This is a genomic window from Oceaniovalibus sp. ACAM 378, from assembly GCF_008085915.1.
Taxonomy (GTDB): Bacteria; Pseudomonadota; Alphaproteobacteria; order Rhodobacterales; family Rhodobacteraceae; genus Oceaniglobus.
Genome location: NZ_VSJK01000011.1, coordinates 60,004 through 78,412, shown reverse-complemented (window position 1 = coordinate 78,412; position 18,409 = coordinate 60,004). Strand labels below are relative to the sequence as shown.

The window sequence follows — 18,409 nt, the reverse complement described above, 5'->3', positions numbered from 1 at the left end:
GCGCATGACAATGATCGCAGACATCGCCCCGCCCCGCGACCGCCGCAGAACCGCGCGTCAGGCACATTTCTGGCTGGCGGGGTTGCTGCTGATCGTCGGGATCACCAGCCTCGCCATCGGCGCTTCGGGCACCTCGCTATGGAGTGCCCTGCACAAGCTGGCCGCGGGACACCCTTTAACCCAGATGGAACAGGTCGTGCTGTGGGACATCCGGATGCCACGGTTGATCCTTGGCGTCTGCGTCGGTGCCTCGCTGGCCGTATCGGGCGCGGTGATGCAGGGGTTGTTTCGCAACCCGCTGGCCGATCCCGGCCTTGTAGGCGTCAGCGCCGGCGCGGGGCTGGGGGCGATCATGGCGATTGTTCTGGGTGGCCTGCTGCCCGTGGGCGTCATGGCCTTGGTCGGGTATTGGCTGGTGCCACTGGCCGCTTTCCTTGGCGGTTGGGGGTCGACGATGCTGCTTTACCGCGTGTCCACCCGCAGGGGGCGCACGTCTGTCGCCACTATGTTGCTGGCTGGCATCGCCCTCGGCGCATTGGCCGGCGCGCTGTCCGGCATCCTTGTTTACATGGCCGACGACGCCCAGTTGCGGGATCTGACATTCTGGGGGCTGGGATCGCTGGCCGGGGCCACATGGACCAAAGTATTGGTTGCCTGCCCCGTCATCGTGACTGCGATCGTGGTTGCGGCGTCCTTGGGCAACGGCTTGAACGGTCTGGCATTTGGCGAGGCCACCGCCGCCCACATGGGCATCCCTGTGCAACGGGTAAAGAACGCCGCCATCCTGACCGTCGCCGCAGCCACTGGCGCGGCTGTCGCTGTGTCTGGTGGCATCGGTTTTATCGGGATCGTGGTGCCACATCTGTTGCGGTTGGCCACGGGGCCGGATCATCAACCGCTGTTGATCAACGCCGCATTGCTTGGCGCATGTCTGCTGCTGATCGCCGATGTCATCAGCCGCGTCGTCATCGCACCCGCCGAGTTGCCGATTGGCATCGTCACCGCCATTCTGGGCGCGCCGGTGTTCCTTTGGATCCTGCTGCGCCGCCGTGGATTGGTCGACCTGTGATGCTGGAAGCGACAAACATCCGCGCCCGTATCGGCAAGGTCGAAATCCTGCACGGGATCGACTTTACCGCAAAAGCCGGACAAATCACCGCCATCGTTGGCCCCAACGGGTCAGGCAAATCAACCTTGCTCAAGGCAATCACCGACGAGGTGGATTTCACCGGCGTCGTCCGTTTGAACGGTCAGGACACCGTGACCATGCACCCTTGGGAATTGGCCACCCAGCGCGGCGTTCTCCCACAGGCAACCATGCTGGCGTTCCCGTTCACCGTGATCGAAGTCGTCCGCATGGGCCTGCTGCGCGGGATCTCGGACGAACGTGCAGATATTCCCGCACGTGCGCTCAGCGCTGTCGGGCTGGGGGGTTATGGCAACCGGTTCTATCAGGAACTCTCGGGTGGGGAACAGCAGCGCGCCCAACTGGCCCGGGTTCTGTGTCAGGTCTGGCACCCCATCGTCGACCGCACCCCCCGCTGGCTGCTGCTGGACGAACCGGTCGCAAGCCTTGATATCGGGCACCAGCTTTTGGTGATGCAGCTGATGAAGGATTTCGCATCGCGTGGCGGCGGTGTGGTTGCTGTGATGCACGACCTGAACCTGTCGGCCATGTTCGCCGATCAGATGGCCATCATTAAGGCCGGAAATCTGTTGCTGTCCGGCACTCCTGGCGTGGTCATGCAGGATGATGTGCTTTCAAAAGCATATGGATGCACCCTGAAGGTCAACACACCGGCGGCGGCGGGCCAGAGCTATATTCTACCGCACCTTGCACTGGGGCACTTGCCATAGGTTATGATCGGCAGGGGATTTCGGCACAGTAGCGGAGTCATGCGACTGTTATTGCCAGGTTTTTGCCTGACAGTCGTGAATTGCCGGGCAGCGCCAGATCCGGCCACCATTTCGGCGGTATAATCGCGTCAAAAGTTGAACGCGTCGGTACGGGCATGGCGGTATGCCGGAAGTCTCACGGCTGGCATTCACGCCCCGTTGCGCCAGCCGATCTTCGACGTCGCCCGTGCTGAGGGCGAAGCGATGATACGCCCAAAAGGCTTGGGCCATGATCTTTCGCGAATGACGTAAGCCTTTCAGGCGCGACATGCTGGTCGGGATCTTCATCCGAAGAGGAAAGCTCGGTCAGAGCGAGCAAACACCTTTCCAATATCGATAGCCGTTGCGGGATCGGACCTGCTTCTATCGTCATGTTCGTGGCGTGGCAGCTGGACTGTGCCACGCTCGTTTCCCTGCCGCAGGCCACGACTGATCTCCCTGCCGCAGGCCACGACTGGTCGGCTTCGGCGAACCGCGCTTCTTGCAGGATGCTTCCGATCCAATTCGTGTCGGCAGGGAACCAGCCCGGCAGGTGCATCATTACATATTTACACACGCGCAGCGAAGAGGAGACCGCGCCATGGAGACGGGAGACAAAGACCGAATTTCGCAGCGAGCATACGCCCTGTGGGAATCGGCAGGCAGCCCCGAAGGTCAGGCCGATCAATTCTGGTACAAAGCGGAACAGGAAATGGGCGATGATTTCGGCGATGAGGCAAGCGCCCGGGGCTTCGCTCGTGATCTGGCAACGCCGGTATCAAAGCAGGACCCCTCCTCTGCCCAAACCGCCGAACCCGCTCTGGCAAAGAGCGTGGGCAAGACCGCATCCGGGGAACAGACGTAACCTTTCGCAAAGTTTGCCGCGCGATGTGAACCGCATCGCTCGGCTATGCGCTCGCGACCGGTAACCACTGCGCGCAGTCAAAGTGACAGGCGTATCTTATCACCCGGTTGCCAATTCGAGGATCGCCGCATGCAGACCAAGCTTACAATAAATGCCCAAGCTCACACCTTGGAGGCCGACACCCGGACCACCCTGTTGGACGCGTTGCGTTTTCATCTGGGGCTCACCGGCACTAAAAAGGGATGCGACCACGGTCAATGTGGTGCCTGCACCGTGTTGATCAACGGGCGGCGCATCAATTCCTGCCTGACGCTGGCCTGTATGCATGACGGGGACGAAATCACCACGATCGAGGGATTGGGCACGCCAGAGGCAATGTCGACGTTGCAACGGGCCTTTGTCGAACAGGACGGCTTTCAATGCGGATATTGCACCCCGGGCCAGATCTGTTCTGCCACCGCGATGCTGGACGAGATCAAGGCGGGATGGCCCAGCCATGTCAGTGACGATCTTTTGGCCGATCCCGACCTGAGCGATATCGAGATCGGCGAACGGATGAGCGGCAATCTGTGCCGTTGTTCGGCCTATCCCAACATTGTCGACGCGATCCGCGACGCAGCCGGAACGGACAGCGCATGAGACCCTTCGATTATTTGCGCGCCGCCTCGCCCGATGATGCCAGCGCGGCTGCAGCCCAAGGTGCCACTATAATCGCAGGGGGCACCAACCTGTTGGATCTGATGAAGCATGAGGTCGTCGCGCCGGATACGCTGGTCGATATCACCCGGCTGGATCTGGGCGGGATCGAACAGACCGATCAAGGCCTGCGCATCGGCGCGCTTGTCACCAACAGCGATCTGGCCGCCGACCGAACGGTGCGGCGCGATTACCCGGTCCTTGCCCGCGCCCTGTTGGCCGGGGCCAGTGGCCAGCTGCGCAACAAGGCGACGACGGGTGGTAACCTGTTGCAACGCACCCGGTGCTACTATTTCTACGACACCTCCACGCCTTGCAACAAACGCGATCCAGGCAGCGGCTGTGCAGCGATCGGCGGGTTCAACCGTATCCACGCAATCCTCGGGGCCAGCAATCACTGTATCGCGACCCATCCCAGTGACATGGCTGTCGCGATGCTGGCGTTGAGGGCGCTGATTGAAATCACCGGGGCAGGGGGTGACACACGCACACTGCCGCTTGACGATTTGTACGTTCTGCCGGGCGACCGGCCCGACCGCGAAACGGTGCTGAACCCCGGCGACCTGATCACCGCCGTGATCCTGCCACCCCCTGCCGGTGCGACGCAGATTTATCGCAAGGTGCGCGACCGGGCATCCTATGCCTTCGCCCTTGTTTCGGTGGCTTGTGTCCTCGACCTTCAAGACGGCAAGATTGCTCAGGCATCGCTTGCTTTCGGCGGGTTGGCCCCGCGCCCTTGGTCGGCCAAGGCGCTGAACGATATGATGCTTGGAGAGACACCCTCGGACGCGTTGTTCGAACGTGTCGCCGATCACCTGCTGGCCAAAGCCAAGGGCCAAGGCAGCAACGACTTCAAGATACCGCTCGCCCGCCGCACGCTGATTGCCGTGTTGCACGAGGCCGTCGAAAGGGCACAGCCATGACCGCACACCTGAAGATGGACAAGCCTGACCACCGCCACAGGCTGGACCATATGGCCCAAGGTGTGATCGGCCAACCGCTGGATCGTCCTGAGGGGCCACTTAAGGTGACAGGCACTGCCACCTATGCCCATGAATGGCAGGTCGCCGGAATGTGCCATGGCGTGCTAGCCCGCGCCTCGGGCATCGGCCCCGTGATCAGGAGCGACGCTGAAGTCGTGCTCGCGATGCCGGGCGTGCTGGCTGTGATCACTGACGAACGCCTCTTGCGCAATCCGGCCCAAGGTACCGCCGACGCCGCGCCGGTGCAAGGAACCGACATCGCCGCCTATGTCGGGCAGCCCGTCGCCCTCGTGGTGGCCGAGACGTTCGAGCAGGCCCGCCATGGGGCGCAACGTCTGGGCCTGATCATTGATGTCGACGACATGGCCGTGACCGACCCTGAGACTGCCGTTCTGGAGACCCCGAAAGGTAAGCAGCACAGTCAGGGCAACCTGGCCGCCGCCATGGCCAATGCCGCGCACAGCGTCGACGTGACCTATCGCACGCCTGCCCACAGCAGCGCGGCGATGGAGCCCCACGCCGCGATTGCGATGTGGGATGGCGACATGCTGACCCTCAGAGGCAGTTACCAGATGCTGAAGTACAACCGCAACGAGTTGGCAGATAGCCTGGGCGTTTCGCCCGAAAACGTCCGAATTCTGTCGCCCTATGTCGGGGGCGGTTTCGGCGCGAAGCTGGGCATCGCGCCCGAGGCGGTGGCCGCAGCCATCGCCGCGCAAAAGCTGGGGCGTCCGGTCGCCGTGGCGCTGACGCGCCAGCAAGTGTTCGAGACGACGATGCGCCGGTCTGAGACCCGCCAGCGGGTGCGCCTGTCGCTTGACGAAGGCGGTCAGTTGACCGGCATCGGCCACGATGCCTGGGTCTCGAACCTGCCAGACGAGTCATTTTCCGAACCTGTCACACAGGCCACCCGTTTTCTGTACGCGGGCGACAACCGCGAGATCGGCCATCACATCGCCCGCGTCCACCGCACCTGCGCCGGATCTGTCCGCGCCCCGGGCGAGGCGGTCGGAGTGACGGTACTGGAAAACGCCATGGACGAATTGGCCCATGTAGCGGGCATCGACCCGGTCGAGCTGCGCAAACGCAACATTCCTGACAGAGATCCCGAAACCGGCAAACCGTTTTCGTCGCGCCGCTTTGCCGAGGCATTGGACCGCGGCGCCGAGCGCTTTGGATGGTCGGAGCGCAGGGCGCCCGGTACCCGGCGAGAAGGTGAATGGCTGATCGGGATCGGTATGGCCTCGGCTGCCCGGGTCAACGCGCTGATGGAATCAAAGGCGCGCGTCACGCTGAACCCCGATGGCCGCGCTGTCGTTGAAACCGATATGACCGACATCGGCACCGGCACCTATGCGATCCTGACCCAGATCGCCGCCGAAATGCTGGGGCTGCCGGTAAATCAGGTGTCGACGTCGCTGGGTGATACTGATTTTCCGTCCGCCGCCGGCTCGGGCGGATCCTGGGGCGCGGCGTCCAGCGGGACGTCGGTGTTTCTGGCATGCGAAAACCTGCGCAGCCAGCTTGCGCAAAGGCTGGATTGTGCAGAGGCCGACATGACGTTGAAGGACGGTCAGGCCGTGTTCGACAACCGTGTTCAATCCCTGTCGGATATTCTGGATGGCGACAGCCTGACCGCTGAGGGGCACATCGAACCCGGCGCGACGTCTGAGGCTGTTCGCCAAGCCACCTTTGGCGCCTATTTCGCCGAGGTCGCCGTCAGCGCGGTGACCGGCGAAACCCGGGTTCGCAGGATGCTGGGCGTGTTTTCCGCCGGACGCATCCTGAACGCCAAGACCGCGCGGTCACAATTTCTGGGCGGCATGACCTTCGGCGTCGGCATGGCGCTGACCGAAGAGCTGGTCCACGATCCGCGCGACGGGCACATCGTCAACCATGACCTGGCCGAATACCATCTGGCGGTGAATGCTGACGTGCCGCAGATCGAGGTCGAATTTTTGGAGGAAAGGGATGACTGGGCCAGCCCGTTACAGGCCAAGGGTGTTGGCGAGCTGGGCATCTGCGGCGCCGCGGCGGCAATCACCAACGCCATCTTCAACGCCACCAACGTACGGGTGCGTGATTATCCCGCGACTTTGGATAAGATAATTGCTCATCTCTGACCTTTCGGCGGAGGGTGCAAAGTTTCGATAGACGGTCCATGCACTTTTACCATCCGGAGTGCAGGGCTCGGGACGGATTCATGAACCGCAAGGGCCTTGGCGGAGGATTTGGAAAATCTCGACCTTACACGAGGGCGCGGCACATCTATATGCCGCGCCAGATCCGCGAATGGAGCTTGCGGTTTAATGGCTGTGCTCGGGCAGTTCTTCCAGCTGATCCTTGGTTACTTCTGTGGTGGCGTGGATTTTGCCGCCGTAATCACGCAGGAAGTTCACGCTGGCGAGCGGCAGGGCTATATGCTTGGCGCCCAGACCAAGAAACCCACCGACATCGATAATCACCTGAGCCGTTGATCCCTGACCATGCAGATGTGCTATGGTTCCGATATCAGTGTCATCCGGGCCGCAGACATTTACACCTTCGATCAGGTCCGCGCTCAGTTCTTCCGGGCGCAGCGGTGTAGGTGCATTAGTGTCCATGGTTCTTTCCTCCTATCCGATTGGGACAGTCTGTCCCGTTTGGAAGAAGAACGATCGGGGGGGGACGAAGTTCCGGCACCGGTGTTGAGAGAATCCTACGTCAGGTGGGCAACACTGGCGATTAGAGCTTTGGTGGCAGCCATTTTTTCGCTACGCTGCAGACCATCGTATATGCTGGATTGAAGACATTGCCCACTTCATAGCGGACAGCCTGCCCGAGCAGATGCGCAGTGGCTGCATCTGACAGCCCGTAGTCGGATTTTAGCCACATCACCATTTCGGTCGTCGCATGTTGGAGCGCCTGATCGAGGGGGCGGGCATTTCCGACGGTAAAGATGCGGTCCTGGGTTTCGCCACGTGGCCATCTGATCGTGCGACCCTTTTCTACTGTCAGTCGGACTTCTACATTGCAGCAGGTTTCCACACCAGTTCCGGCAATCTCGCCATCGCCCTGTGCCGCATGACAATCACCAAGGAAAAACAATGCGCCGGGCACAGAGACCGGAAAGCTCACACTACATCCTACGGTGAAGCCTCGGTAATCCATATTGCCGCCGTTGTTGCTGCTGGAAGCCGTCGAGATCGCCTGTCCACCCGAAGGGGCAACGCCGAAGCAGCCGATCATCGGCGCATAGGGCAGTATCAGATTTTCCAGCCCCGGCAGCGGCTTCTCAAGCTTTACGGTGGATGCCTGGCGATCAATGATCCACTCGACGTGGTCACGGGGTGGCAGGTTGCGCGCATATTCCGGGTCCAGAACATTTGCCGAGAGTGCGGCACTGGTCCAGCCGGTGTCACGCGCCGGATCAATTTTCAGGATCTCGACCCGCAGAGCGTCACCGGGTTCTGCGCCTTCAACGAAAATTGGCCCGTTCATCGGGTTTGGACGATCCGCCTTTTTCTCGCCACGCGCATTCACCCCGGCAGCATCCAATGTCTCGGTGATGACAATGTCACCACTCGCGATACGGAGCGCGGCTGGCATCTCGGTGAGAACGTTTGACCAAGCGAGCGGCTCGAAGCGCAGTGCATCTTTCAAGAGAGTTCCTCCTTCGTCGCCACTCTGGGCTGTGCCCCTGACCTGTTCGCCTGTTGGTCCGCGACCATGAGACAAATCCGTTCAGGCGTTAATCTTCCTTCGACTTGCTAGCATATCCCGGTGATTGTGCAATCTGGGTGGCACGACTGCGTTGTTCAATCGGCTCGTACCTGGCCTTCTCGGCCACCCGCAGACAGCCGGATGCTGATAAATATACTTTAGGGGTGTCATGGTGGTCTCGTGCTATCGATTGTCTGCCGCTGTCCTTGCATCCGAAGCCGTCAGGATCCGCACGAGGTTCTGCACCTCGCCGCGCAGATGCTCAAGTTCCCCCGTCGTGATCGCCAAGCCATCCACAAGGGATTGTGGCACGCGTGCCGCTTCTGTCCGGAGCGCACGCCCCTTTTCCGTCAGCGAGACCAGAACGCGCCGATCATCGGACGGATCGCGATTGCGGCTGACAAGGTCGCCCGCCACAAGCCGCTTGATGAGGGGCGTCAGCGTCCCGCTGTCGAGGTGAAGTTTCTCGCCGAGCCCACCGATGCTCTGAGGTGAACTTTCCCAAAGTACCAGCATCACGAGATATTGCGGATAGGTCAGCCCGAGCGGTTTAAGCACTGGTCGGTAAAGCCGGGCAATAAGGTTTGACGCCGCGTAGAGTGGAAAACAAAGCTGCATCTCCAGCGCAAGGTCGTTCGTCGCATCCGCGTTCGTTGTCACCTTGGTCACCTCTTGTGTCGTGCGCTCAATTCCAAATCATTTCCACTGAAACTGGAAAATCCGTGAGTAGCAGACGATTGGCACGAGACAACCATTGCACACAATATACTTTTATATAAGGAACCTGAGTGCTTGCGATAAGTTGTTTCCACAGAACACTGATGAAGACAATGTGGAGACATTCATGACTGCCCAGATCACCACCATCAATCCAGCGACGGAAGAAACGCTGGAAACCTACACCCTCATGACCAACAACGAGGCGCGGGACGCCGTGCGCAGCTGCCACGAGGCATTTCTTGATTGGCGGCAGCAGTCAGCGAATGACCGGGCCAAGATCATTCGGGCAATCGGTGAGGAACTTACGAACAGCAAGGAAGATTTTGCCCAGCTCATGACCCGTGAGGTCGGCAAGCTGATCGGCGACAGCCGCCAGGAAATCGACCTATGCGCACAAATCTGTCAGTTTACCGCCGATAACGGCCCCGAGGCGCTGGCCGATGAAGAACGCGAAATCCCCGGTGGCACGGGCGTCGTTCACTTTGCGCCGTTGGGCGTCATCTATGGCATTCAGCCGTGGAACTTCCCCTGCTATCAGGTTGTGCGCTACGCCATTGCCAACCTGATGACCGGTAACGGTGTCCTTCTTAAACATGCCGAGAATTGCACCGGGTCGGGGCTGTTCCTGCGTGATTTGATGGAGCGTGCGGGCCTGCCCAAGAATCTCTTTACCGTCCTGCTGGTCGACCACGACCAATCCGATCTGATCATCGAGAATGATCTGGTGCGCGGCGTGACCCTGACGGGCAGTGACAAGGCCGGTCGGACGGTGGCGCAGAAGGCCGCCGAGCAACTCAAGAAGACCGTGCTCGAACTGGGGTCGAATGATGCCTACATCGTATTGGACGATGCCGATCTCGATATTGCCGTCGAAGCCTGCGTCACGGCGCGGATTTACAACAACGGCCAGACTTGCGTGAACGGAAAACGGTTTATCGTCACGGCAAAGAACTATGATGCCTTTGTTGAGGGCTACGCCGCCAAGATGAAGACCATCGAGATGGGTGACCCGACGGATGCGAAGACCGGTCTCGGGCCCATGGCGCGCGACGACCTGCGTGATAAGCTAGCCGTGCAAGTGGATGAAAGCGTCGAGAAGGGCGCGCGCGCGATCGTTGGGGGCAAGGTGCCCGACCGCAAAGGGGCCTATTATCCCGCCACCGTGCTGGTCGACGTGAAACCCGGTCAGCCCGCCTATGATGATGAGTTGTTCGGACCTGTCGCTTCGATCATCAAGGCCGAGGATGACGAGGATGCCATGCGCATTGCCAATGACAGCCGCTATGGACTGGGCGGCGGCATCTTTTCCAAGGATGAGAACCGCGCGCGCAAGCTGGCGGCAGAGCAATTCGACACCGGGATGATCTCGCTTAACGGGTACAACATCGCGATCCCGAACATGCCCTTCGGTGGTGTGAAGAATTCCGGTTACGGGCGCGAACATGGCGGCTTCGGGATGAAAGAATTCGTCAACGCCAAGTCCATCTACATGATGGATAATGGTGCGAAGTCTTGACCCATCATGACACGGATGTCGCGATAATCGGGGCCGGCACCGCCGGCCTCGCCGCCGAGCGTCGCGCGCGCGCAGAAGGCGCGCGGACCCTTTTAATCGATGAAGCCTTTCGCGGCACACTGTGCGCGACCACGGGGTGTATGCCATCCAAACTTCTTATTGCTGCGGCGGGTGCTGCACACAACGCTCGTGGCACAGCTGTGTTCGGGATCACGACGCGGGAGGTCACGGTGGACGGACGCGCCGTTATGGCCCGCGTCCAACAGGAACGTGACAAGTTCGTGAAAGGGACTCGTCAAACCTTCGACGATCTGCCGAACGGCGTATGCATCAAGGCTCGTGCGCGCTTTACGGGGCAGACGGAACTTACCCTTGATAATGGCGACACCGTCAGCGCCAGGGCGATTGTGATCGCAACCGGCTCGATTGCGAGCATGCCGGAACCGTTCAAAAGCCTCGGCGATCTGGCCCTTACCAATGAGAGTGTGTTCGAATTGCAGGATCTTCCCGAGTCGCTGGCAGTAATCGGCGGTGGTGCGATCGGGCTTGAGCTGGCGCAGGCCATGTCGCGACTTGACGTTGATACGGTTCTCTTTGACCATTCCAAAACCCTTGGCGGCGCGCAGGATTCCGATGTGCAGGCGGCTCTCATCGATATCATCGGGCAAGAGCTCAAGTGTCATCTTGGAGTCGATGTGGTCACAGAAAAAGTGGACGGTGGCGTGCGGCTGTCTTGGACGGGTGGCTCCGAGGGTGAGCGAACGTTCGACCGTGTTCTTGTCGCGACTGGGCGTCCACCCGCGCTCCACGGTCTCGGGCTTGATGTGACGGGGCTCGAGCTTGATGATCATGGTGTGCCGGTATTTGATCGCAACACTCTCCAATGTGGCGACGCACCCGTCTTTATCGCCGGTGACGCAAACGCCGATGCAGCCGTGCTGCACGATGCGTCAAACGAGGGCAGCGTTGCCGGGCGCAACGCCGCCGCTTATCCGGCGGTCGAGGCGTCCACGCGCACACCGGCTTTTGCGCTGACCTTTACTGATCCGCCGCTGGCGATATTGGGAGAAAGACCGGACGACACCACAATCACCGGTCACGCTTCTTATGCCGATCAGGGCCGCGCCAAGGTCGAAGCGCGCGCAAAGGGTCTGGTCAAGCTTTACGCCTCAGCATCTGATGGACGTCTGGTCGGGGCAGATTTGTTCTGCCCAGGTGCCGATCACCTGGCGCATTTTCTTGTCCAAGCGATCCAGCGCGGTGAAACTGCAAGCGCTCTTTTGGAGATACCGTTTTATCATCCTACACTTGAGGAAGGGCTGAAGCCTGCGCTGCGTGAAATCTGTGCCGCGACATCAGTCGCCTTGCCGACGGGACGCGCATCCAATGATCCGCCGGGTGCCTGATTGCACTCGGTGCGGTCGACTAAAATACGATCACAGCAGTTGAACCACGGCTGAAGACATTATCCAGCTGAGTGACGCATTCTGGAACATTCGGGGCGACACGCGTGTGGGAGGTCTTCTCAACGTCAGACAGAATCCCAAGCTGGTAAAACTGGCTTGGGGAGTGCTTCATCCCCTCTCGGCAGATTGCTCCGCAATCGCCTGCCGGGCAATGGACGAGACAGCCGTCCAAACGAACCTGACCCGTCTTCGGGGTCGTGCGTCGGCTGGTGAGCGGCTTTACGGAACTGCACCCTTCGGCAAATGGAAGACACAGACGTTCATCGCCGGACTGACGCAAAATGCGCTGGTCATCACTCGTGCTATGAACGGCATTCGCCATTGTGCTTGAACCAATGGTGCAACAACGGCTCATCATTTGACACCTATATCGAAACACAGCTCGCACCGGTGCTCGACCTTGGCACCGTCGTTAGTCGCGACGACCTATCCACCCATAAGAGCCCACGCGGGCCCTGAGACAATGTGGCTGCTGGTTCTTGTTCCGGCCTCATGCACGGCGCTTTGAGCCACACATTAGATAGCTAACCGCCCCACATCGTATATCTCTTCTATGTCCTATAATCTTGCCTTATCGGACATAGAGAGCGGATGCTTGCGCGCATGAACTGTCGCTCTAGTTTCAAAGGTAGAAGCTCAAGGTGCGAGTGGTGGTCGAGGCTGTCAAGAATGATCTTTCAGGCCTTACTTTGGAGGAAAAGAATCCGCCCAAGTCTGCATACAAGCGATCCACCGTCCTCCCCTGCCGTTGAGCAACCCATCGCATCTGTGGCATTGGGCGCACAGATGTCCATCCCGCATCCAGAACGAAGCCTTCAGATGGCCGCTGCAAACAGGGCAGCGAAACCGCAGTATCTCGTAGGGAACCGGGATCGCCTTGCGATATTCTTCGGCCAATCCCGGCGCGCGGGCATTGCCAGCAGCGCCGCAGTTGATGATGGAACCCTTCTGAAACAGCTCGGCCATACCAGCGTCAAAATGAACGTCTGATGCCAAATGCGACGGGACCGATTCCTAGTGAGCTTGATAAAGGCAGCGGCATTATAAGTCTCCACCACCACTAAGCGGTCGTTTAGTACCCATTGATTGATTTGCAGATAGCCAGTTTTCATGCCCCTGATCGGCTTTGCCGCGTATCGACAGAGGATCAGACCCCCGTGCCCCAATCGCAGGTCCTGAAATAGGCGGCGCCTTCTTCCGCTTGCTGCTGGACCCGGCCGATATTGCGCCCCTGCAGGGCAAGTTCACGCTCCAGGTTCTGGGTTCGGCGGCCAAGTTCGAACGCGCGCAAATCCGTTATCGTGCCAAAGAGGAGCTCGCCAGCGCGCGCACCTAGGGCCGCGTCGGTTGAAGCTCTGGTCAGCGAGCCAAGGATCCTGCAGCATTGCGCAAGGTCCGTCTGGCGCGTCAGGACGGTTATATGGGAGCGACTGAACAAAACAGCTCTGGATTGAGTGCCACATGTCCGTCGAATGCGCCCGGCGTGGCCTGTAAAGATGCTGCTGGAGCCTGCCAGAAAGCTGGGGTTGCTGTAGTCGATTGATTATCGATGTGCGTAGAGCCACAGACCACGTCACGTTTCCAGAATCATCATCGCCTGAGCCATAAAATCTCAGATTCCTCAACAACGAAGGGAGGTTACGCTGTCACCGGGTCAAATTCCTCGTACCGGTTGCAGCGTGCCCAGAAATCCGTTTATATAATGGTTTCAAGGTCTTATATCTTCGCGGAACGGGCGCAGACAATTGGCCCTGTGGATAACTTCTGAACTACATTTAGATTCTTCTTGCCGGATGCCCGCGTTCATGGCATTTCCATTCTGACGACGGAATGCGTCAGGCGTGCTTTCGATCGTCAGAATGATAAAGAGCCTTCGAAAAGGCCACGAGAGGCGGCAGAACATGGATGATCGAAACGCTGGATTTGCGCAAGGTATTGGCTCAGCTGATATTGGAGCCTTCGCGGACAATTTGGCCGAGTCGCTCGATCGGCAGATGAAAATCGCGTTTGAGCCCGAGGCGCGCAAAGCTTTACGACGCTTCAGTTCGACTGAGGTCGCAAGTGTGCTCCGCGTCAGCACATCGAACCTGCGCAATCGCCATAAAGACGGGAGCTTCCCGGACGTTCACACCGACAATCGTGGCCATAGGTTTTACAGCGCCGAGGAAGTAGATACTCTGCGCGACATCCTCGGTCGCACCGGCAAGAACGCGGACGCCTATCGTCCCGGGCGTCGCGAGGGTGATCGCCTCCAGGTGATTTCGGTGGTCAACTTCAAGGGTGGATCTTCCAAGACGACGGCGACGATTCACCTGGCGCAGCGTTATGCTTTGCGTGGCTATCGCGTGCTCGTACTTGATCTCGACCCGCAGGCCAGCCTGACTACTTTCTTTGGCATCCGTCCTGAATTGGAGTTCGCCGACGGCGGCACCATTTACGACGCCTTGCGGTATGAAGATCAGGTTCCGCTCTCTGAGGTCATTCAGAAAACCTATTTTCACAAGCTCGACATGGTTCCGGCCGGGTTGATGCTTTCCGAGTACGAAACCGAGACCGCGAATGCACTTGCCCGCAGAGCCCAACCGATTTTCGCTGAGCGCCTGGCTCTGGCCTTGGAAGAAGTTGATGCCGACTACGACATCGTTCTGATCGATTGCCCACCTCAATTGGGCTTTTTGACATTGACGGCCCTGTCTGCATCGACCGGTCTGCTTGTCACTGTCGTCCCAGGCATGCTCGACATTGCTTCGATGAGCCAATTCCTCAAACTGGCGTCCGAGACAATAAAAGCTGTCGAAGAAGCCATTGGGAGACGCGTGACATGGGACTTCGTCAAGTTCCTCGTCACACGATATGAGCCGTCCGACGGCCCCCAGACACAGATGGCCGGATACCTTCGGTCGATTCTGGCGGGGCAAGTCATGACGGAACCGATGCTGAAATCCACCGCGATCTCTGACGCCGGCATGACACAACAGACCATCTACGAGGTTGATCCGAACCAGCTTATCCGAAAGACGCTCGATCGTGCGCTGACGAGTATAAACAGCGTCGCAGATGAGCTGGAGCAGACGATTCAGATGGCATGGGGGCGTCGCTGATGGCACGCAATATCTTCAATCAGCCTCCGAAAGAGGAACCCGAAGTCACGGCTTCCATCCCTGCCCCGGTAAAATCTTCCAGACTTCCCGGATCCGTCGGCGGGTTGCGTGACTCTTTGCGCGAGATCACAGCCAATTCGATCCGCGACATTGATCCTGACCGGATTGACATCGAGGGCCTGCGAGACCGTCTCGGGCTTGAAGACGACAGTATAAATGAGCTTGCTGAAAGTATTCGAAAGCATGGTCAGCAGGTGCCGATCATGGTCCGGCCTTCGGACCAGCCAGACCGGTATCGTGTCGTTTATGGTCGCCGCCGACTCGCTGCCATCCGAAAGGTTGGCGGGACAGTCAAAGCGATTGTACGAACGTTGGACGACGACGCGTCCCTGATCGCGCAAGGCCAAGAGAACAACCTCCGCCTCGACCCCTCTTTCATCGAAAAGGCGCTCTTTATCAAAGAGATGCAGGAAGCGGGATACAAGCCAGGTGTTATTCAGGACGCTTTGGGACTTACACGGCAAGGTGTCTCAAATCATCGCGTGGTGATTGAGCAAATGCCAGACGAACTCTTTCGTCTCATTGGGCCGGCACATGGCATCGGGCGGCGCCAATGGGGGGATCTGGCCGCGCTGTCCAAGAAAGCTTCCTTGGTGGACATTGCAAGGGAGACGCTCTCCTTGGTGAAAAACGATACGACAAGCCCTGAAAAGTTTCAGGCCGTCTTCGATGCGGCCTCCAGCATGGCGCGTGGCGTCGCTAAGCGAAAAATCCCGGGTCAGTCCAGTGTGGTCAGAGATGAAAGCGGCACTCCGCTTGCCACGCTTGCCATCGATGGTCGATCCGTCGCCATCAAGATTACGCGGAAGGACAACCCAGAATTCGGTCAATGGGTCGAAGAGAACGCCGAAGCAATGCTTCGCCAGATCTTCAACCAATGGCGGAATGAGAGAGGCCCGGGGTCCTAACCCCGGCTACAACGAGAAACACGAGCAGAGGAGAGAGACGAAGGCCAATAAAAAAAGAGCCCCCCAAAGTTTCCCCTGGAGAGCCCTCATCATCAGTTTTGCACCTATGATGTAGCAATCTCCAACAATGCAGTCAAGAGTCACCGATTCGGTGGACGTCTTTTTATTGCCTTTTCACGCGCAAATTGCGGGAAGAGATGGGGAAGTTGTGGGCAAAACCGCCCTCGTTCATAAAAACATGACATTCACAAAACTGTCCATCAAACGCAGCGAGGCTTACCAAGCCATTGGTAAAGCAACGTCCACGACTGAAACTGACGTCTGGGTGATATTCCGCGCTCTCCGAGACTCCCACACCCAGTTTGGGCTTCGGCCACACCACATGCAAACACTTCAAGCTATGCTCAGCTTTTTAAAGCCAGGCCATGGTGAGACAGTGTTTGCCTCAAACTTTGAGATCTGCCGTCGTGTCGGAGGTATTGATGAGCGATCACTTCGCAGACACATTGATCGCTTTCTCGATCTCGGCTTCATGACACGGCATGACAGCCCAAACCGCAAACGCTATCGTGTTCGGTCCTCAGACGGCCGATGCATCAGCTATGGCCTGTCTCTCTCACCTTTGTTCGAACGTGCGAACGAGCTTATGGCAATGGCCCAAGAGGTAGAGAACCGACGCCGTGATTGTATCTTTATTCGCAAACAAATCCTGACAAAACTTGCCCAACTAGAAGAGTTTCGCCCTGAAAGCTCCTTTCCATCCGAGGTCAGGAAAACTCTTAGAAGAAAACTCTCCTTAGTCGAGTATCGCGCCTTGCTCACTACGACAGAGGCCGAATATGATCTCATGTCCACCACGGTGGACGCGCCTGACGCAACCAATATGTCCGCCAACGACGGGCATATTGACCGGCATCTATCTAAGTCAGAAAAAGAAGATAAAGATCTAGAACGAGAGCCAAAACCAGAAGTTCAGACCATGACCGCCATTTGCGACCAGGCAACTGCACTCGCAACCAACAGTCTCAGGACATGGGAAGACGTAGAACATCATGCAGGGACATTGGCACCAATGATGGGCATACACCCCACGACATTCGAAAAAGCCAAGACAGCCATCGGTGGTCAAAAAGCTTCTTGCGCGATCTTCATTATGCTCCAACTCGGCAACCGCATTCGGAACTTTGGAGCGTATTTTCACAGCATTACGCTCGGCAAACGCGTACATCAGTTCAACCCATCTCTTTTACTCGAAAAGCTGGCACGCTCAGAAGGAGTCCCGGCATGACGTCCACCGCGGTGGACATCTAACAATCGCTTGAGGAAGAGAGTGATTTCGAACGGTTTGACGGTGAGTGAGAACCGGAGAGTGGCGTTTAACACCCATCGTGGAGAACAACCGATGGCGAAAATAGTCCAGAAACTAATCCAGCCCCCTTCGCCGAACCTGAGCGTGCTGCCGGTGCTCGACGATAACGGAATCAAGACTGGCAAGTTTGAGATCCCGGCTGGCGGGCGACGCCTCCGGCTCTGTCGCTGCTGTTGAGCAGGAGTGTTTGACTAAAACAACACCCATCCCCGGCATCGTCCGGGACGCAGGCTGACATCCTGCCCGAGAACGACACTTTCACCGAGAGCATGCGGTGTGTAGCCCTGCACCCGCTCGACCAGTTCGATACCTTCGCTGCGCTGCGCGCGAACGGGCAGGGTGATGAGAAAATCGCAGCTGCCATCTTCGTCACGCCGCAGATCGTCAAACAGCGACTGAAACTCGCCTCCGGGGAGGCCATCGGGAGCTCTGCCGATGTTGCTTTGACGCTGCTCTTGTCAAAGCTGATGACCGATAGGTTCCAATCGACGGGTGCGCCCCGGGGCTGCTTGGGGGGGACACGGTCCGCGCAAGTTGCCGATCTGAATAGTCCGGTGGCACTGGGCGCGGACGAACGGCACGCCGTCTGGGAGGCCGATCTGCCGCTTGGCGACGACGCGGCCTCTGGAACTATTTGACGAAACTCGATCAGGCGCCGCGACTGTCGCTGTTGGCTCATTGCTTCGTGGACACTTATCGGAACCCTGTATCCAAGGCCCGCATCATTGAGGCCGTGCGCGAGGCCAAAAGGGGAGGGGACTGAACAGCTCCTGGATCACCTCAAGAAAGGGGATATAGCGACCAAGGCCGAGCGGCTGCGGAAGAGCAGCGGTTGGTTGCCCGAGGTCCTGCGCCAAGGCGATCTGGTGGTACAGCACGGCGAAAGCAGTGTGGAAGGGTAGGGGGGGGTGGATGCTAAAGTGAATGAGAGCGTCAGCGACTCTGACCTTCCTGCCTTTCTCATGGATGATCGGCCTGCTGAAAGCGCATCGATACAGGCCGCTGAGGGAGATCAACCCGCCGGGGGCGGATGTTCCGGTTGTGTCGCAACTTCGAAAAGCCACGAAGGCGTCCATCTTGGCACATGTCTATGCTGCGACCCCCGCGAAGTGCTGGAAGGCGGCGATCTTCCCCACGGGAAAAGTTAT

Annotated in this window: 15 protein-coding genes and 4 pseudogenes; 15 read left to right on the top strand and 4 right to left on the bottom strand. The window is 58.8% G+C overall.

Annotated elements, in window-relative coordinates; genetic code table 11:
• The first annotated feature begins 4 nt into the window (after positions 1-4).
• The gene (locus tag FQ320_RS15750; RefSeq protein WP_148473919.1) at positions 5-1,069 is read left to right on the top strand and encodes an iron ABC transporter permease; all 1,065 of its coding nucleotides are present in this window, start codon (positions 5-7) and stop codon (positions 1,067-1,069) included.
• Positions 1,069-1,857 (top strand): heme ABC transporter ATP-binding protein, encoded by a 789-nt coding sequence (locus FQ320_RS15745; protein WP_148473918.1) that lies wholly within the window; start codon positions 1,069-1,071, stop codon positions 1,855-1,857. The genes FQ320_RS15750 and FQ320_RS15745 overlap by 1 nt, the downstream gene beginning before the upstream one ends.
• A 171-nt stretch (positions 1,858-2,028) precedes the next feature.
• On the opposite strand, the pseudogene FQ320_RS26465 reads toward FQ320_RS15745, so the two are convergent.
• Positions 2,029-2,184, bottom strand: a pseudogene (locus tag FQ320_RS26465) (IS6 family transposase); the annotation flags it as partial.
• Positions 2,185-2,476: 292 nt separating this feature from the next.
• Here FQ320_RS26465 and FQ320_RS15735 point away from each other — a divergent pair.
• The 4 genes from FQ320_RS15735 to FQ320_RS15720 all read left to right on the top strand — a co-directional run bounded on the left by FQ320_RS15735 (position 2,477) and on the right by FQ320_RS15720 (position 6,542).
• Positions 2,477-2,740 carry a DUF2934 domain-containing protein gene (locus FQ320_RS15735; RefSeq protein WP_148473916.1) on the top strand — a complete coding sequence of 88 codons (264 nt, stop codon included), beginning with the start codon at positions 2,477-2,479 and terminating at the stop codon, positions 2,738-2,740.
• A gap of 129 nt (positions 2,741-2,869) precedes the next feature.
• Positions 2,870-3,379 (top strand): 2Fe-2S iron-sulfur cluster-binding protein, encoded by a 510-nt coding sequence (locus FQ320_RS15730; RefSeq protein WP_148473914.1) that lies wholly within the window; start codon positions 2,870-2,872, stop codon positions 3,377-3,379.
• Positions 3,376-4,359, top strand: coding sequence for a xanthine dehydrogenase family protein subunit M (locus tag FQ320_RS15725; protein ID WP_148473913.1), 984 nt, complete (start codon positions 3,376-3,378; stop codon positions 4,357-4,359). Before FQ320_RS15730 ends, FQ320_RS15725 begins: the two co-directional genes overlap by 4 nt.
• Complete coding sequence (locus tag FQ320_RS15720; protein WP_148473911.1) at positions 4,356-6,542, top strand: xanthine dehydrogenase family protein molybdopterin-binding subunit; 2,187 nt, start codon at positions 4,356-4,358, stop codon at positions 6,540-6,542. The genes FQ320_RS15725 and FQ320_RS15720 overlap by 4 nt, the downstream gene beginning before the upstream one ends.
• Before the next feature lie 183 nt (positions 6,543-6,725).
• Here the strand turns inward: FQ320_RS15720 and FQ320_RS15715 are convergent, their stop codons facing one another.
• The 3 genes from FQ320_RS15715 to FQ320_RS26780 form a co-directional block, all read right to left on the bottom strand.
• Positions 6,726-7,022 carry a PRC-barrel domain-containing protein gene (locus tag FQ320_RS15715; protein ID WP_148473909.1) on the bottom strand — a complete coding sequence of 99 codons (297 nt, stop codon included), beginning with the start codon at positions 7,020-7,022 and terminating at the stop codon, positions 6,726-6,728.
• 121 nt (positions 7,023-7,143) lie between these two features.
• Positions 7,144-8,061 carry an acetamidase/formamidase family protein gene (locus tag FQ320_RS15710; RefSeq protein WP_222861616.1) on the bottom strand — a complete coding sequence of 306 codons (918 nt, stop codon included), beginning with the start codon at positions 8,059-8,061 and terminating at the stop codon, positions 7,144-7,146.
• 243 nt (positions 8,062-8,304) lie between these two features.
• On the bottom strand, positions 8,305-8,781 hold the full coding sequence (locus FQ320_RS26780; protein ID WP_305080835.1) for a MarR family winged helix-turn-helix transcriptional regulator: 477 nt from the start codon (positions 8,779-8,781) through the stop codon (positions 8,305-8,307).
• Positions 8,782-8,965: 184 nt separating this feature from the next.
• On the opposite strand from FQ320_RS26780, the gene FQ320_RS15700 reads away from it, so the two are divergent.
• The 9 genes and pseudogenes from FQ320_RS15700 to FQ320_RS26850 form a co-directional block, all read left to right on the top strand.
• Positions 8,966-10,357 carry an NAD-dependent succinate-semialdehyde dehydrogenase gene (locus FQ320_RS15700; protein ID WP_148473907.1) on the top strand — a complete coding sequence of 464 codons (1,392 nt, stop codon included), beginning with the start codon at positions 8,966-8,968 and terminating at the stop codon, positions 10,355-10,357.
• The gene (locus tag FQ320_RS15695; protein ID WP_148473905.1) at positions 10,354-11,763 is read left to right on the top strand and encodes a dihydrolipoyl dehydrogenase; all 1,410 of its coding nucleotides are present in this window, start codon (positions 10,354-10,356) and stop codon (positions 11,761-11,763) included. The genes FQ320_RS15700 and FQ320_RS15695 overlap by 4 nt, the downstream gene beginning before the upstream one ends.
• Positions 11,764-11,974: 211 nt before the next feature.
• Positions 11,975-12,104: pseudogene (locus FQ320_RS26855) on the top strand (IS630 family transposase); the annotation flags it as partial.
• Positions 12,105-12,642: 538 nt separating this feature from the next.
• Positions 12,643-12,813 (top strand): hypothetical protein, encoded by a 171-nt coding sequence (locus FQ320_RS15690; protein WP_187393917.1) that lies wholly within the window; start codon positions 12,643-12,645, stop codon positions 12,811-12,813.
• Positions 12,814-13,000: 187 nt separating this feature from the next.
• Positions 13,001-13,274, top strand: a pseudogene (locus tag FQ320_RS15685) (recombinase family protein); the annotation flags it as partial.
• A 450-nt stretch (positions 13,275-13,724) separates the two neighbouring features.
• Entirely contained in the window at positions 13,725-14,924 is a 1,200-nt protein-coding gene (gene repA / locus FQ320_RS15680; RefSeq protein ID WP_148473902.1) for a plasmid partitioning protein RepA, read from the top strand.
• Positions 14,924-15,892, top strand: a complete 969-nt coding sequence (repB, locus tag FQ320_RS15675) for a plasmid partitioning protein RepB (RefSeq protein ID WP_255509538.1) — start codon at positions 14,924-14,926, stop codon at positions 15,890-15,892. Before repA ends, repB begins: the two co-directional genes overlap by 1 nt.
• 151 nt (positions 15,893-16,043) lie before the next feature.
• Positions 16,044-17,180, top strand: a complete 1,137-nt coding sequence (gene repC, locus FQ320_RS15670; protein ID WP_255509537.1) for a plasmid replication protein RepC — start codon at positions 16,044-16,046, stop codon at positions 17,178-17,180.
• A gap of 156 nt (positions 17,181-17,336) precedes the next feature.
• A pseudogene (locus FQ320_RS26850) lies at positions 17,337-18,160 on the top strand (hypothetical protein); the annotation flags it as partial.
• Positions 18,161-18,409 lie beyond the last annotated feature (249 nt).

Bases quoted from the DNA above. Each gene is read 5' to 3' on its own strand.
- FQ320_RS15750 (WP_148473919.1), top strand. From the start codon at position 5: ATGACAATGATCGCAGACATCGCCCCGCCCCGCGACCGCCGCAGAACC.
- FQ320_RS15745 (WP_148473918.1), top strand. From the start codon at position 1,069: ATGCTGGAAGCGACAAACATCCGCGCCCGTATCGGCAAGGTCGAAATC.
- FQ320_RS15735 (WP_148473916.1), top strand. From the start codon at position 2,477: ATGGAGACGGGAGACAAAGACCGAATTTCGCAGCGAGCATACGCCCTG.
- FQ320_RS15730 (WP_148473914.1), top strand. From the start codon at position 2,870: ATGCAGACCAAGCTTACAATAAATGCCCAAGCTCACACCTTGGAGGCC.
- FQ320_RS15725 (WP_148473913.1), top strand. From the start codon at position 3,376: ATGAGACCCTTCGATTATTTGCGCGCCGCCTCGCCCGATGATGCCAGC.
- FQ320_RS15720 (WP_148473911.1), top strand. From the start codon at position 4,356: ATGACCGCACACCTGAAGATGGACAAGCCTGACCACCGCCACAGGCTG.
- FQ320_RS15715 (WP_148473909.1), bottom strand. From the start codon at position 7,022: ATGGACACTAATGCACCTACACCGCTGCGCCCGGAAGAACTGAGCGCG.
- FQ320_RS15700 (WP_148473907.1), top strand. From the start codon at position 8,966: ATGACTGCCCAGATCACCACCATCAATCCAGCGACGGAAGAAACGCTG.
- FQ320_RS15690 (WP_187393917.1), top strand. From the start codon at position 12,643: ATGGCCGCTGCAAACAGGGCAGCGAAACCGCAGTATCTCGTAGGGAAC.
- repA (WP_148473902.1), top strand. From the start codon at position 13,725: ATGGATGATCGAAACGCTGGATTTGCGCAAGGTATTGGCTCAGCTGAT.
- repB (WP_255509538.1), top strand. From the start codon at position 14,924: ATGGCACGCAATATCTTCAATCAGCCTCCGAAAGAGGAACCCGAAGTC.